Source organism: Micromonospora sp. NPDC005206 (assembly GCF_040608175.1).
GTDB lineage: Bacteria > Actinomycetota > Actinomycetes > Mycobacteriales > Micromonosporaceae > Micromonospora.
Map to the genome: position 1 here is coordinate 93,736 of NZ_JBEXHU010000005.1, position 13,509 is coordinate 107,244.

11 protein-coding genes are annotated in these 13,509 nt (G+C 73.0%); 7 read left to right on the top strand and 4 right to left on the bottom strand.

From position 1 onward, the window contains the following. The first annotated feature begins 103 nt into the window (after positions 1-103). The gene (locus ABZU69_RS08590; protein ID WP_354963756.1) at positions 104-1,681 is read left to right on the top strand and encodes an MDR family MFS transporter; all 1,578 of its coding nucleotides are present in this window, start codon (positions 104-106) and stop codon (positions 1,679-1,681) included. 63 nt (positions 1,682-1,744) lie between these two features. On the opposite strand, the gene ABZU69_RS08595 is transcribed toward ABZU69_RS08590, so the two are convergent. Continuing rightward, positions 1,745-3,586, bottom strand: a complete 1,842-nt coding sequence (locus ABZU69_RS08595) for a tetratricopeptide repeat protein (protein WP_354964004.1) — start codon at positions 3,584-3,586, stop codon at positions 1,745-1,747. A 188-nt stretch (positions 3,587-3,774) separates the two neighbouring features. Between ABZU69_RS08595 and ABZU69_RS08600 the strand changes: the two genes are divergently transcribed. Both ABZU69_RS08600 and ABZU69_RS08605 read left to right on the top strand, forming a co-directional pair. Next, a complete protein-coding gene (locus tag ABZU69_RS08600) occupies positions 3,775-4,806 on the top strand; it encodes an SIS domain-containing protein (protein WP_354964005.1) in 1,032 nt (343 codons plus the stop codon). Between the two features lie 25 nt (positions 4,807-4,831). Next, the gene (locus ABZU69_RS08605; protein ID WP_354963757.1) at positions 4,832-6,427 is read left to right on the top strand and encodes a histidine kinase N-terminal domain-containing protein; all 1,596 of its coding nucleotides are present in this window, start codon (positions 4,832-4,834) and stop codon (positions 6,425-6,427) included. 76 nt (positions 6,428-6,503) lie between these two features. Here ABZU69_RS08605 and ABZU69_RS08610 read toward each other — a convergent pair whose 3' ends face one another. Then, positions 6,504-8,018, bottom strand: coding sequence for a glycosyltransferase family 39 protein (locus ABZU69_RS08610; RefSeq protein WP_354963758.1), 1,515 nt, complete (start codon positions 8,016-8,018; stop codon positions 6,504-6,506). Positions 8,019-8,332: 314 nt separating this feature from the next. On the opposite strand from ABZU69_RS08610, the gene ABZU69_RS08615 reads away from it, so the two are divergent. Genes ABZU69_RS08615 through ABZU69_RS08630 form a run of 4 tightly spaced genes read left to right on the top strand, consistent with a single transcriptional unit; the run spans position 8,333 to position 11,755 of the window. Next, positions 8,333-10,048 (top strand): nitrite/sulfite reductase, encoded by a 1,716-nt coding sequence (locus ABZU69_RS08615; protein WP_354963759.1) that lies wholly within the window; start codon positions 8,333-8,335, stop codon positions 10,046-10,048. Beyond that, entirely contained in the window at positions 10,045-10,206 is a 162-nt protein-coding gene (locus ABZU69_RS08620) for a hypothetical protein (RefSeq protein WP_172899052.1), read from the top strand. The genes ABZU69_RS08615 and ABZU69_RS08620 overlap by 4 nt, the downstream gene beginning before the upstream one ends. Continuing rightward, positions 10,203-10,964, top strand: coding sequence for a phosphoadenylyl-sulfate reductase (locus ABZU69_RS08625; RefSeq protein WP_354963760.1), 762 nt, complete (start codon positions 10,203-10,205; stop codon positions 10,962-10,964). The genes ABZU69_RS08620 and ABZU69_RS08625 overlap by 4 nt, the downstream gene beginning before the upstream one ends. A 26-nt stretch (positions 10,965-10,990) precedes the next feature. Further along, positions 10,991-11,755 (top strand): CbiX/SirB N-terminal domain-containing protein, encoded by a 765-nt coding sequence (locus ABZU69_RS08630; protein WP_354964006.1) that lies wholly within the window; start codon positions 10,991-10,993, stop codon positions 11,753-11,755. A gap of 92 nt (positions 11,756-11,847) precedes the next feature. On the opposite strand, the gene ABZU69_RS08635 is transcribed toward ABZU69_RS08630, so the two are convergent. Next, positions 11,848-12,105: a WhiB family transcriptional regulator gene (locus tag ABZU69_RS08635; RefSeq protein ID WP_007072794.1), complete on the bottom strand. Its 258-nt coding sequence runs from the start codon at positions 12,103-12,105 to the stop codon at positions 11,848-11,850. 451 nt (positions 12,106-12,556) lie between these two features. Beyond that, positions 12,557-13,507: a diacylglycerol kinase family protein gene (locus ABZU69_RS08640; protein WP_354963761.1), complete on the bottom strand. Its 951-nt coding sequence runs from the start codon at positions 13,505-13,507 to the stop codon at positions 12,557-12,559. Positions 13,508-13,509 lie beyond the last annotated feature (2 nt).

Below are 13,509 nucleotides of genomic sequence, written 5' to 3' on the forward strand. Positions count from 1 at the left end.
TCCAATTGGCTTGACCGTCACTTGCCGCCCAACTTACCGTGCGGCTAGTAAGGTGACTAGCCGGGCGGCAAGTAAGTACGCAATCCTCGGGGGGAGCTTACCCATGACTCAGGCAACCCAGGCCGGCGCGCGACCCAACGTACGGGTCGTGCTGTTCGGGCTGATGATCGCGATGATGCTCGCAATGCTCGACAACATGATCGTCAGCACCGCGCTGCCGCGCATCGTGGGCGAGTTCGGCGGCCTCAACCACTTCACGTGGGTGGTCACCGCGTACGTCCTCGGCACCACCGTCTCCACCCCCATCTGGGGCAAGCTCGGTGACCTCTACGGGCGCAAGTCCGTCTTCCTGACCTCGGTCGGCATCTTCCTGCTCGGCTCCGCGCTCTGCGGCATGGCCGGCTCCGGAATGCTGGGCGGTCCCCAGGACGGCATGGTGCAGCTCATCGCCTTCCGGGCCGTGCAGGGTCTGGGCGCCGGCGGCCTCATGGTCGGCGTGATGGCGATCATCGGTGACCTGGTCCCGCCCCGCGAGCGCGGGCGCTACCAGGGCATGATCGCCGGGATCATGGCCATCGCCATGGTGGCCGGCCCGCTGGTCGGCGGCTTCATCACCGACCACCTCTCGTGGCGCTGGGCGTTCTACGTGAACCTGCCGCTGGGCGGCGTCGCGCTGCTGCTGCTGATCACCACCATGCACCTGCCGAAGTACCGCACCGAGCACCGGATCGACTGGCTCGGCGCCGGGCTGCTCTCCGTCGGCATCACCGCGATCGTGCTGATCACCACCTGGGGCGGCAACGAGTACGACTGGTCGTCCCCGCAGATCCTCGGCCTGGCCGTACTGTCCGTGCTCGCGCTGGTGGCGTTCGGCCTGGTCGAGCGCCGTGTCGCCGAGCCGATCCTCCCGCTGTCCCTCTTTGCCAACCGCAACTTCGCACTGATCTCGCTGATCGGCTTCCTGCTCGGTTTCGCGATGTTCGGCGCGATGAACTTCCTGCCGCTCTACCAGCAGACCGTGCAGGGCGCCTCGGCCACCAACAGCGGCCTGCTGCTGCTGCCGCTGATGTTCGGCATGCTGGTCGTCTCGCTGGTCATCGGGCGGGCGATCACGAAGACCGGCAGGTACCGGGTGTACCCGATCGTCGGTGGCGTGGTGATGGCCACGGGTATGGCGCTGCTGACCATGCTCGACACCGACACGAGCAAGCTGCAGTCCTCGCTGTACATGGTCGTGCTGGGCGCTGGCATGGGCTTCCTCATGCAGACGTCCATGCTGATCGCGCAGAACAGCGTGGAGCAGAAGGACCTCGGCGCGGCCAGCGGCGCGGCCACCTTCTTCCGGTCGATCGGCGGCTCGTTCGGCATCTCCCTGTTCGGCGCGATCTTCGCCAGCCGGCTGGCCGGCTCCAGCGCGGGCGGCGCCTTCGGCGGCGAGGGCGGCGGGATGGACCTGGCGAAGCTCAAGGAACTGCCCGCCCAGGCGCGCGAACTGGTGCTCGGCGGTCTCGCCGACGCGATCTCGCACGTCTTCCTCTGGGCGGTGCTGTTCACCGTCGTGATCCCGGTGCTCGCCTGGTTCATCAAGGAGATCCCGCTGCGCACCGCGAACGAGGCGCCGGCGCAGGCCACCCCGGAGGAGGAGGCCGAGATCGCTCTCGGCAAGGCCCCGGTCGCCTGACCCGGAACTCCCGCGCCGCGCTGGCCCCACCGGGGACGGCGCGGCGCGGCCGTTTCTCCAGGGTCAGCGACGACGTCGGGGTGTGGTGAGGCGTCGCCAGAGGCGGCGAAGTGGATTCCGGGGGCGCGGAAGTCGGGGCGGCGGCGGGTCGCCGAGCAACTCGATGGCGAGCGCGGCGGTGGCCGGGTCCAGTGCCGGAGCGGCCAGCGCCAGGTGGGCCAGTGAGACGGCGATCGGGACCGGCCGGGCCCGGGCCACCGCTGCCGCGTCGGCCAGCCGCTCGGCCACCACCTGGGCCACGTCCGATCGCACCCCCGGGTCCACCCAGGCAGCGGTGACCAGGGCGAACAGTGCCGCCTCGGTGATCCAGTCCTCCACGCCCCAGACCAGGTCCAGCAGCACCCGCCGCCGGGTCGAGTCGTCCCACGGCTCGTCGGTGCGGTGGTGCAGCAGCCCCAGGCAGGCCCACACCTGCACGCCGCGCACCCAGACCGACGGGTCCTGGGCGGCCAGGAGCCGGCCCAGCGCGTTGGCCGGCGCCGCCGGCGGATGCACCAGCAGCCCGAGCAGGTCGGCCAGGTCCAGGCCGGCCAGGCCCACCGCCGCGTCGTAGGCCGCCGGCGGGTGCGGCCACGCCGGATGGGCGACCTGCCCGATCCGCTCGACCGCCGCCGCCGAGGGCGCCGGCAACGCGGGCGTCGGGAGGGTGTCCGCGTAGTGCCACAGGCGTCGGGTGGTGGCCCGTCGCGGTTCTCGTGGGTCCGGCTCCACCGCGCCGGCGACCTCGATCCGCAGCCCGGGTGCCGCCGCCGTGGCCGTCCGCACGGCGCTCGGCGGGGCCGCCGCCGGCAGGCGTACGGCAGTCCCGAGACCATTGTCGTCGTCGGCCACCGCCTGGCGCAGAGCGTCGACCAGCGGGCCGCCGGCCGGCGTCAACTGGCCGAGCCACGGCCGACCCCGGCAGCACTGGGCCAGATCGCCGTGCTCGTGGCTGTCGTCCGGGTGGTCACGCACGAAGTCGGCGAGCGCGACCAGGTGGGCGAGGTCGCCGTCGCGCAGGTGCCGCAGGCGGTGGGCGGTGTGCACCGCGCAGTCGAACGACGGGTCCCGGGCGAGCGCCCGCTCGGTCCACTCCAGTGCCTCGTCCAGCCGGCCGGTCTCGGCCAGGGTGCCGGCGATGTCGGCGTAGATGGCCAGGTCGTCGGGGTCCAGCGCGACGGCCCGGCCGAGCGCCGCGAGGACCTCACGGGTGCGGCCGCCGCTGCGGTACGCGTACCCGAGCCAGACCTCGCCCATCTTCGAGGGCTGGGACCGTACGCCGCGGGTGGCCCAGCGGATCGCCAGCGTGACCTCGCCGAGCCGCCTGGCCAGCGCGGACGCCGCGCCCAGCAGCAGACCGTGCTCGGGGCGGACGGTGACCGCGTTGCGGGCCAGCGCGAGGTACGGCGCGAGCGCGCCCCGGCCGACGCGCGGCACCGGGTCGGGCAACGCGGCACAGACCTGCATGAGGATCCGGGCGATGTGCTCCGGGTCCAGTCGCTCGGCCAGTTCGGGTGCGATCACCCATGGCACGCCGGCCCACTCCGTGCCGGGCGTGTACCCGGTGGCCGCAGCCAGCAGGTCCAGCCCCTCGGCCGGTCGGCCGGCGGCGGCCAGCAGGTGGGCGCGGGCGACGACTGCGCCGACGAAGGTGTGGTGGTTGATCGGGAAGAGGTCGAGCCCGCCCCCGCTGACCGCGGCCAGCCGGGCCAACGTCTCGTGCACCTCCGGCAGGGTCGGCGCCCGGGCCAGCGCGCCGGCGAGGTGGCCGGCGGCGTGGTGGAGGTCGCCCTCGTCCAGTGCCAGCCGGGCCAGGGCCAGCTCCTCCGTCGCGGAGAGCGCGGGGTCGTCCCTTCCCTCGGGCACATCGTCCTCTCGTCGCAGCGACACCGGTTGGAGCGGGACAAGCCTAGTTGATATTGAGATCATTCGGTGATCAACTGCGCAGTGCTGCTCGTTCGATTGCTCGGATAGTTTGAAAGGTGCAAGACTGAGCAGGAAACGCGCGGGAACCGCGCAAGAGGGGAGCGTCCGTGACGCGTGCAGGGGCCGGGATGGCCGCCGACATCGAGGAGCAGCCGGCCGGCTACGCGCGCCTGCTCTCCACCGCCAACGCCGGGGAGATCGCCCGGGTGGCGGCTGCCGTCGCCGAGCGTCGGCCACGGCACGTGGTCTTCACCGCCCGGGGCACCTCCGACCACGCGGCCCTCTACGGGGCGTACCTGGCCGAGATCCGGCTCGGGCTGCCCGCCGGGCTCGCCTCGCCCAGCGCGGTCACCCTGTTCGGCGCCCGCCCCGACCTGTCCGACGCGCTGGTCGTCGGGGTCAGCCAGAGCGGCGGCTCGCCCGACCTGGCCGAGGTGCTGCGCGCCGCGCGGGCCTCCGGCGCGCTGACCCTCGCGGTGACCAACGCCCCGGACTCCCCGCTGGTGGAGGTGGCCGAGCTGAGCGTCGACATCGCGGCCGGGCACGAGCGGGCGGTGGCCGCCACCAAGACGTACACCGCCGAGCTGCTCGCCCTGTTGATGCTCATCGAGGGGATCCGTGCCGGCGACGGCGTGCTCCCGGCGGCCGAGCGGGAGGCGCTCGACGCGCTGCCCGAGCTGGCCGCCCGCACCCTGGCCGACGACACCCCGGCGCAGCTCGCTCCGCGCTACCGCTTCGCCCGCCAGCTGGTCACCACCGGGCGCGGGTACGCCTACCCGACCGCGCGGGAGGCCGCCCTCAAGCTGATGGAGACCTCGTACCTGCCGGCTCTCGCCTTCTCCGGCGCCGACCTGCTGCACGGTCCGCTCGCGATGACCGACCCGGAGGTTCCGGTGCTCGCCGTGGTCGGCTCGGGCCCGGGCGGACGGTCGATGGGCGAGGTGCTGCCCCGCCTCGGCGAGCGCCGCGCCGACGTGGTGGTGGTCGGCTCCGCCGACGTGCCGGGCGCCACGCGGCTCGCCGTTCCCGATGTCGACGAGCGGTACGCCCCGCTGCTGGACATCCTGCCGTTGCAGCGCCTGGCGATGGCGTTGGCGCTGACCCGGGGCGAGGATCCGGACGCGCCGCGCGGGCTGAAGAAGGTCACCGCGACGATGTGAGTCGCGGCGTGGCACGCTGGTCATCGTGTCCACGCTGCGCGACCTCGCCGAGGAGCACACCCGTCTCCGTCCGGCCGACATCGACCACCTGCACCGGATCGCCGGCGACTGGCAACTGCTCTCCGACCTGTCCTTCGCCGATCTGCTGCTCTGGGTGCCGGTCGACACGGACGGCACCTTCCTCTGCGTCGCCCAGGTCCGCCCGACGACCGCGCCCACCGCGTACCAGGATGACCAGGTGGGGCGGATCGTCGGCGGGCCGGAGGTGGCCCACCTGGGCGTGGCCTACTCCCAGGGCCGGATTTGGCGGGAGGGCGACCCGGTCTGGTACGGCGACGTGCCGGCCCGGCACGAGGCGATCCCGGTCCGGCTGCGCACCGCCGAGGGGGAGGCCGGCGAGGTGATCGCGGTGGTGGGCCGGGACACCAACCTCTCCACCGCGCGTACCCCCAGCCAGCTGGAGCTCAACTACCTGACCACGGCCGACGACCTGGCCCAGATGATCGCGGACGGCACCTTCCCGCCGCCCCGGCACCCGGGCGAGACCACCTCCGCGCCGCGGGTCGGGGACGGCCTGGTCCGGCTCGACGCCGGCGGCAAGGTCACCTACGCCAGCCCGAACGCGCAGTCCGCGTACCGCCGGTTGGGCTACGCCTCCCACCTGGTGGGGGAGGATCTGGCCGCGCTGCACCGCCGGCTGGCCGGCGATCCGCTGGACGGCACCGAGGCGGCGAACGGGATCCTGGCCGCGCTGCGCGGCGAGGCGCCGCCCCGGCGGGAGATCGACGCGCGGGGCGCCACGATGCTCACCCGGGCGCTGCCGCTGATGCCCGCCGGGGTGCCGATCGGCGCGCTGGTCCTGGTCCGGGACATCACCGAGGTCCGCCGCCGGGACCGGGCACTGATCACCAAGGACGCCACCATCCGGGAGATCCACCACCGGGTGAAGAACAACCTCCAGACGGTGGCCGCGCTACTGCGGTTGCAGGCCCGCCGGGTGGCCATGCCGGAGGCCCGGGTCGCCCTGGAGGAGTCGGTCCGCCGGGTCGCCTCGATCGCCCTGGTGCACGAGACGCTCTCCATGTCCAGCGACGAGGCGGTCGAGTTCGACGGCATCGTCGACCGGGTGGCGAGCGCGGCGACCGAGGTCGCGGCGACCGAGGTGAGCGTCGGCATGCGCCGGCGGGGCAGCTTCGGCGTGCTGCCGGCGGAGATCGCCACCTCGCTGGTGATGGTCCTCAACGAGTTGCTGCTCAACGCCGTCGAGCACGGCTTCCCGCCCGCTGACGAAGCGGACGACGCTCTCGTCCCGTCCGCGCCGGCCGACGTGGTGCCCGCCGTCGTACCCGGGACCGACCCGGCCGGGCGGCCCGAGGTTGTCGTCTCGGCGCACCGGTTCCGCAAGATGCTGCACGTCTCCGTGGCGGACAACGGACGCGGGCTGCCACCCGACTTCGATGCCGAGAGCGGCAGCCGGCTGGGCCTCCAGATCGTCCGGGCCCTGGTCACCGGGGAGCTGCGCGGCACCATCGAGCTGCGCGCCGGCGCCAACGGCGGCACCGAGGCGGTGCTCGTCGTACCGCTGGCCCGCAGCGCGCCCGACGGCCGCTCGCAACCCTGACCCACCTGTCGACCCGACCCCCGCCGGCCTTGGGTGTTCCGCACCCGGGCGGGTCGGCCCGGGTCTGCCGGACAGGTCAGCGGCCGGGGCGGCTGGTCAGCAGGGCGACGGTCAGGCCGGGGCGCTGCCAGACACGCGCGATGGTGAAGTCCGCGCGCAACGCGTCACCCTTGGCGCCCGGCACGGTAGCCAACGGTTCGGCGTGCCGCCCGGCGACGACCAGCCAGACCCGTGGCGTGCCGGCCAGGCACCGCGCCGGTCGCGGGCACTCCGCGGCCCACAGATCGCCCCGACGAACCTCGTCCTCGGTGACCAGCACGTCCCGCGGCGGGTTCCCCAGGTGGTACTCGACGCCCAGATCCAGGAAGAGCCAACTGTCCCGGGGCGAATAGACCACCGCGTCCCCGGGCCGCTGCCCGTCGGCGATCACCCGGGCGGCACCCGCGTAGTCCACCGGCGCGCTGCGCGGCCACTCGTGGGTCCGCCGCAGCGCCGCCTGGTCGGGCAGGCCGAGCAGCCCGGCGAGGACCACCACGGCCAGCGCGGCCGGCGCACTCACCCCGGCCAGCGCCGCGCCGGCCAGCAGGCAGGCGAACGGCACCACGAAGACCAGATACCGGGGTACCCACAGCGGCACGACCGTCCCGGCGGCGAAGAGCAGCAGGACGGGCAGCAGCACCGCGCTCACCGGCAGCAGGGCCCGTCGGCCGAGGCGGGCCGCACCAAGCGCGGCGATCCCCACCAGCAGCCCGCCCACCACGGAGCTCTGGGCCACGCCACCGGGCAGCGCGCTCAGGTCGTCCAGGCGGGCCGATGCAACCCAGTCCAACTGTCGGGAACGCTGTGTGCCGGCCTTCAGCAGCAGCGGGCTCACCAGCAGCGCGGCCGGCACCACCGCGACCACCCACCGCCACACCCGCCGATCCGGCCGCCCCACCTCGCCGGTCCCGTCCGACTCGGCCACCCCGGCCGCGGCGGAGCCCCGCCACCAGGTGACCAGCACGACCAGCGCGTGTGCGGCGAGCAGGGTGAGGGCGATCAGATGGGTGAGCCCGAGCGCGGCCACCGCGGCGGCGTAACCGCCCCAGCGGGCCCAGCCGGGCCGACGCAACGCGCTCACCAGCAGCAGGGTGGCAAGGACCGCGAGGGCGGTGGCCAGGGCGTACGGGCGGGCCTCCTGCCCGTAGCGGGAGGTGCCGGGGAGCAGCGCGAAGAGCAGCCCGGCGAACAGACCGGTACGCCGGTCGGCAAGCTGCGCGCCGAGCACGGCGAGCAGTCCGGCGGCGACGGTCATCGCCAGCGCGGCCGGCGCGCGCAGGGCCACCGTGGAGTCGCCGACGAGCGCGAGCCAGCCGTGCAGCAACAGGTAGTACGGGCCGGTGGCGGCGTCGATGGTGCCGGCCAGCCGGACCAGGTCGCCGGGCGACCGGGTGGCGGCGCTCCAGGTGGCCAGCTCGTCGCGCCAGAGCTGGGCCGAGCCCAGCCCAGCGCCGGTGACCGCCAGGGTCAGCACCGCCGGAGGAAGCCAGACCGGGACGCGGTGCAGCCGACCTCGCACCGCCCCGGGCGACTTTTCGGACAATATGCCCACCGTCCGAGCCTGTCACGGCTGGCCCGGCCCGTGATGTGGGATCCGGCACGCGCTCATTGGCCGGTCCCCCTGCGGTGTGGCAGCATGAGCCCATGACCGCCGCTGTCGTCCGCCGCTTCGTGGCTCGTCGCCACGTTGATTACGGCCGCGTGCGCAGCGCGATCTGTCCGGCCAACTGACGACGCCCGACCCACCTGTCTCGGGCGCGCTCCGCGCCGGCTGTCTCAGACACCGTTGTCCCGCCCGCTCTCGACGGGCCGGCCGCCGCGCCCCGCGCCCGCCCCGAGGCACAGCAGACAACGGAGGACGCCGCGATGGCGGTCAGCAGCATCCCGGCCCGTTCCGAGGACCCGACGGCCCGCCCTGCCCGGACGGTGACGCGCCGGCCGCGGGGTGAGGGTCAGTGGGCGCTCGGCCACCGCGAGCCGCTCAACCCCAACGAGCGGATCAAGAAGGACGACGACCCGCTCAACGTCCGGGCCCGGATCGAGACCATCTACGCGCACCGCGGCTTCGCCTCCATCGACCCGCAGGACCTGCGCGGCCGGTTCCGCTGGTGGGGCCTCTACACCCAGCGCAGGGCCGGCATCGACGGTGGGCGCACTGCGGTGCTGGAGCCGCACGAGCTGGAGGACGAGTTCTTCATGCTCCGGGTCCGCATCGACGGCGGCCAGCTCAGCCTGGCCCAGCTGCGGGTCATCGCGGACATCTCCCGGGAGTTCGCCCGGGACACCGCCGACATCACCGACCGGCAGAACATCCAGTACCACTGGATCCGGGTCGAGGACATGCCGGAGATCTGGCGCCGACTGGAGTCGGTCGGCCTGCAGACCACCGAGGCGTGCGGCGACTGCCCCCGGATCGTGCTGGGCAGCCCGGTCGCCGGGGTGGCCCGCGACGAGCTGCTCGACCCCACGCCGGCGCTCGACGAGATCGTCGCCCGGTACGTCGGGGACAAGCAGTTCTCCAACCTGCCCCGCAAGTTCAAGACGTCGATCTCCTGGCTGGTGGACACCCCGTACGAGTCGAACGACATCGCCTTCCTCGGCGTCGACCACCCCGAACACGGCCCCGGCTTCGACGTCTGGGTCGGTGGCGGCCTCTCCACCAACCCGATGCTGGCCCAGCGACTCGGCGTCTGGGTGCCGCTGGCCGAGATCCCCGACGTGTGGGCCGGCGTGGTCGGGATCTTCCGCGACTACGGCTACCGGCGGCTGCGTAACCGTGCCCGGCTGAAGTTTCTGGTGGCCGACTGGGGCATCGAGCGTTTCCGCGAGGTCCTGGAGAAGGACTACCTCGGCCGGACGCTGCTCGACGGCCCGGCGCCGGACCTGCCGGCGAAGCCGATCGACCACGTCGGCGTGCACGAGCAGGCCGACGGGCGGCACTACGTCGGGGCCGCTCCGGTGGTCGGGCGGGTCTCCGGTGGGCAGCTCGCCCAGCTGGCGGACGTGGTCGAGGCGCACGGCAGTGGCCGGGTGCGGCTCACCCCGTACCAGAAGCTGCTGGTGCTCGACGTGCCGTCGGAGCGGACCGAGTCGTTGGTCGACGCCCTGCGCGCGATCGGCCTGGAGGCCCGGCCGTCGGCCTGGCGGCGCGGCACCATGGCGTGCACCGGCATCGAGTACTGCAAGCTCGCCATCGTCGAGACGAAGGCCCGCGGCGAGGAGCTGGTGGCCCGGCTGGAGCAGCGGCTGCGCGACTTCGACGCCGACATCTCGATCCACATCAACGGCTGCCCGAACGCCTGCGCGCGCACCCAGGTGGCCGACATCGGGCTCAAGGGCCAGCTGGTGGTCGGCCCGGACGGTCGGCACGTCGAGGGCTTCCAGGTGCACCTGGGTGGCGGCCTGGGCATGGCGCAGGGGCAGACCGCCGGTTTCGGGCGCAAGCTGCGCGGCCTGAAGGCCACCGCCGAGGAGCTTCCGGAGTACGTGGAACGACTGGCCCTGCGCTACCTGGCCGGCCGGAGCGAGGGCGAGACGTTCGCCAACTGGGTGATCAGAGTCGACGAGGAGGAACTGCGATGAGCAGCGAGAACCGAGCGGCACCCCTGTACTGCCCGTACTGCGGCGAGGAGGATCTACGGCCGCACGAGGCGGGGCACGGCGCCTGGGAGTGCCACGCCTGCGCCCGGGTCTTCTCGGTGAAGTTCACCGGGCTGCTCTCCCGGGCGGTGAACCGGTGAGCCTCGTCTCCGCCGCCGGCCTCGGCCTGGTCGGTCCGGGCGGTCCGACCCCGGCCGATCCGGTCCGGCGCAGCCCCGACGAGCTGCGGGCGCTGGCCGAGCAGGCGGGTCGGGAGCTGGAGGGCGCCCCGGCGCTGGAGATCGCCCGTTGGGCGGCGCAGACCTTCGGCGACCGGTTCTGCGTCACCAGCTCGATGGCCGACGCCGTGCTGGCCCACCTGGTGTCCCGGGTCGCCCCGGGGGTGGACGTGGTCTTCCTCGACACCGGCCTGCACTTCCCGGAGACCCTCCGGGTGCGGGACGAGGTGGCGCGGACGCTGCCGGTGAACGTCCGGTCGATCCGCCCTCGGCTCACCGTCGGTCAGCAGGACGGCCAGTACGGTCCCCGGCTGTTCAACAAGTCACCGGACGACTGCTGCCAGCTGCGCAAGGTGGAGCCGCTGGAGCGGGCGCTGACCGGGTACGACGCCTGGGCCGCGGGCCTGCGCCGGGACGAGTCGCCGACCCGGGCCAACACGCCGGTGGTGACCTTCGACGGGCGGCGGGGCAAGGTCAAGGTCAACCCGATCGCGGCCTGGTCGCAGGGCGACGTGGACGCCTACATCACCCGCTGGAACGTGCCGGTCAACGAGCTGTTCAAGCAGGGCTACGGCTCGATCGGCTGCTGGCCGTGCACCCGTCGGACCAAGGCCGGCGAGGACGCGCGGGCCGGCCGGTGGGCCATGTTCGAGAAGTCCGAGTGCGGACTGCACGTCTGACCTCCCCGTCGACGACCCCGACCGGCCTGCGTGTGGCCGGCGGGGCGGATCCGGTGGTGCTGGTCGCGCACGGCAGCCGTGATCCCCGAGCGGCCGAGGCCACCCGGGCGCTGGGCCGGGCGGTGTCGGCCGCCCGTCCGGACACGCCGGTGTGGACGAGCTGGCTGGACCACACCGAGCCGGGGCCGACCGAGGTGCTGCGCGGGTTGGCGGCGGCCGGCCACCGCCGGGCGGTGCTGGTGCCGCTGCTGCTGACCGCCGCGTACCACCGTCGGGTCGACATCCCGGCGGCCGTCGCCGCCGCGGCGCGGGCCGGGCCTCCGCTGGAGGTACGGGTGACCGACGTGCTCGGTCCGGCGGACGGCACGGTGGACCGGGCTCTGCTGGCCGGGCTGCGACGCCGGCTCGGCGAGTCGTGGACGGCCCGCTTCGACGCGCTGGTGCTGGCAGCGGCGGGCACCCGGGACACGCGGGCGCGTGGCTCGGTGGGCCTGGTGGCGGACGCGCTCGGCGCGGAGTTCGGGGTGCCCTGCCGGGTGTCGTACGCCTCGGCGGCTCCGCCGGAGACCGGTGTCGCGGTGGCCCGGCTACGGGCGGCCGGCGCTCGCCGGGTGGCGGTCGCCGGGTACTTCCTGGCGCCGGGCCTCTTTCACGACGCGGTGGCCGAGGCGGCCGGGGCGGCCGGCGCGGTGGCGGTGGCCGACCCGTTGACCGACGCCCCGGAGCTGGTCGAGCTGGTGTTGCGGCGGGTCGACGAGTGGTCCGGTCGAGTCCTGGCGCCGGCGGTGTGACCGAGGTCGCCGGCTTGCGAATGATCAGCGAGGTAGGAAAGCGGAACGCCCCGGCGGGCGGACCCGCCGGGGCGTACAGCTGTGTCGTGGGATCAGGCGGAGTGAGCGCGCAGGACCCGGAGGCCACCGCGACGCTTGACAGCGCGCCGCTCCTCCTCGCTCATTCCGCCCCAGACGCCGGCGTCCTGACCCGACTCGAGCGCCCACTGCAGGCACTGGTCGGTCACGGAGCAGCGCCTGCAGACGGCCTTGGCCTGCTCGACCTGCAGGAGAGCCGGTCCGGACGTCCCGATAGGGAAGAACAGCTCCGGGTCCTCGTCGCGGCAGACAGCATGGTGACGCCAGTCCATGGCGGCAACACTCCTCATTCTGGATGGGGTGGCAATTATTGCTTGTAGTGCTTTTCCTATATGCATCCGCAAAGCCGATGGTGACAGTTCGCGTCGGTCCATTCGGCAGTGCGTGAGCAGGCGGTTAGCCCCGGGGGACCTGCTGGAACAGCTCAACCTGACGAGCATATCCAGGCAATGTCCCGGTAACTCAAGTTCGCTTGTGAATACTTTCACGAACATTCGCGATGTCAAGGGTGACGCTCGGAAAAACTCCGGGCGGTGAGCAAGCCCACAACCCATTTGTCCGGGTTCCAGTGCCTTCCTGGTTACCCGCCGTGCCACAGCCGAGGATCAATATAGTACAGTCCACGTGACATTGCTGACATTTCCGGCACCTGCCCCTCGGTGTGGCGGCGACCGTGTCGATGCAGTTGTGGCGGCCGCGTCGACCTAGGGCAGTACCCGAGACCTAGCAGATTACTCTCAGTGCGGCGGGAACGGATGTGAATCTGACTTTCTCCCGCTCGCCGAGGTAGTCGCCGTCCAGCTGGAACGCCTGTGGACGGTTGGAGACCAGCGTGAACTCCGCCGTGTCATGGAGTCGTAACACCTGCCGGCCGCGTGGATCGGGCCGCCGGGACAGGAACTGAGTCACCGTCCGTGTTGTGCTGGCCACCCGGAGCTGACGCAACGCCAGCACGTCCAGCCCGAGGTCGAACGACGCCTCCGGGTTCGGGTTGATCTCCCGATCGCCCAGGTACGTCCACGGCGCGGTGTTCTGGATGATGACGGTCGCCAGCTCGCCCTCCGCGGGCTCACCGGGACGCTCCAACCTGATCGCCGGGTGCCGTCGGTCCGAGGCGAGGAAGTACTGGTTCATGATCGAGCGCAGGTAGAGACCCGGAGTGGAGACGCGCCCCCGACGACGTGCCTGCTCCACCCGGTGGATCACGGCGGCGTCCAGGCCGAACCCGGCGCAGAAGGTGAAGTAGCGATCGTCCGCGCGCCCCAGCCCGATCGTCCGGTGTCGACCGAGACGCAGCCCTTCGAGGATCATGCTGGTCCCCTCCGGCCACTCCCGGGGCAGGCCCAGCGCGCGGGCGAACACGTTGGTCGAGCCACCCGGAACGGTCGCCAGCGCGGGCAGCCGTTCGGCCAGCGTGGCGCCATCGGCGCCGGCGGGCGGATCGGCCGTCATCAGGCCGTTCACCACCTCGTTGACGGTGCCGTCGCCACCCAGGGTGACGACCAGGTCGACCCCCTCCGCGGCGGCCTCCCGGGCCAGCGCCATGGCGTGCCCACGCCGGCGGGTGTAGCGCACGCTGAGGTCGACTTCGCTGCGCAGCGCCCGGACAAGCACGTCCCGGCTGCGTTCGCTGGTGGTGGTGGCCTTCGGATTGACCACCAGGACGGCCCGCATGG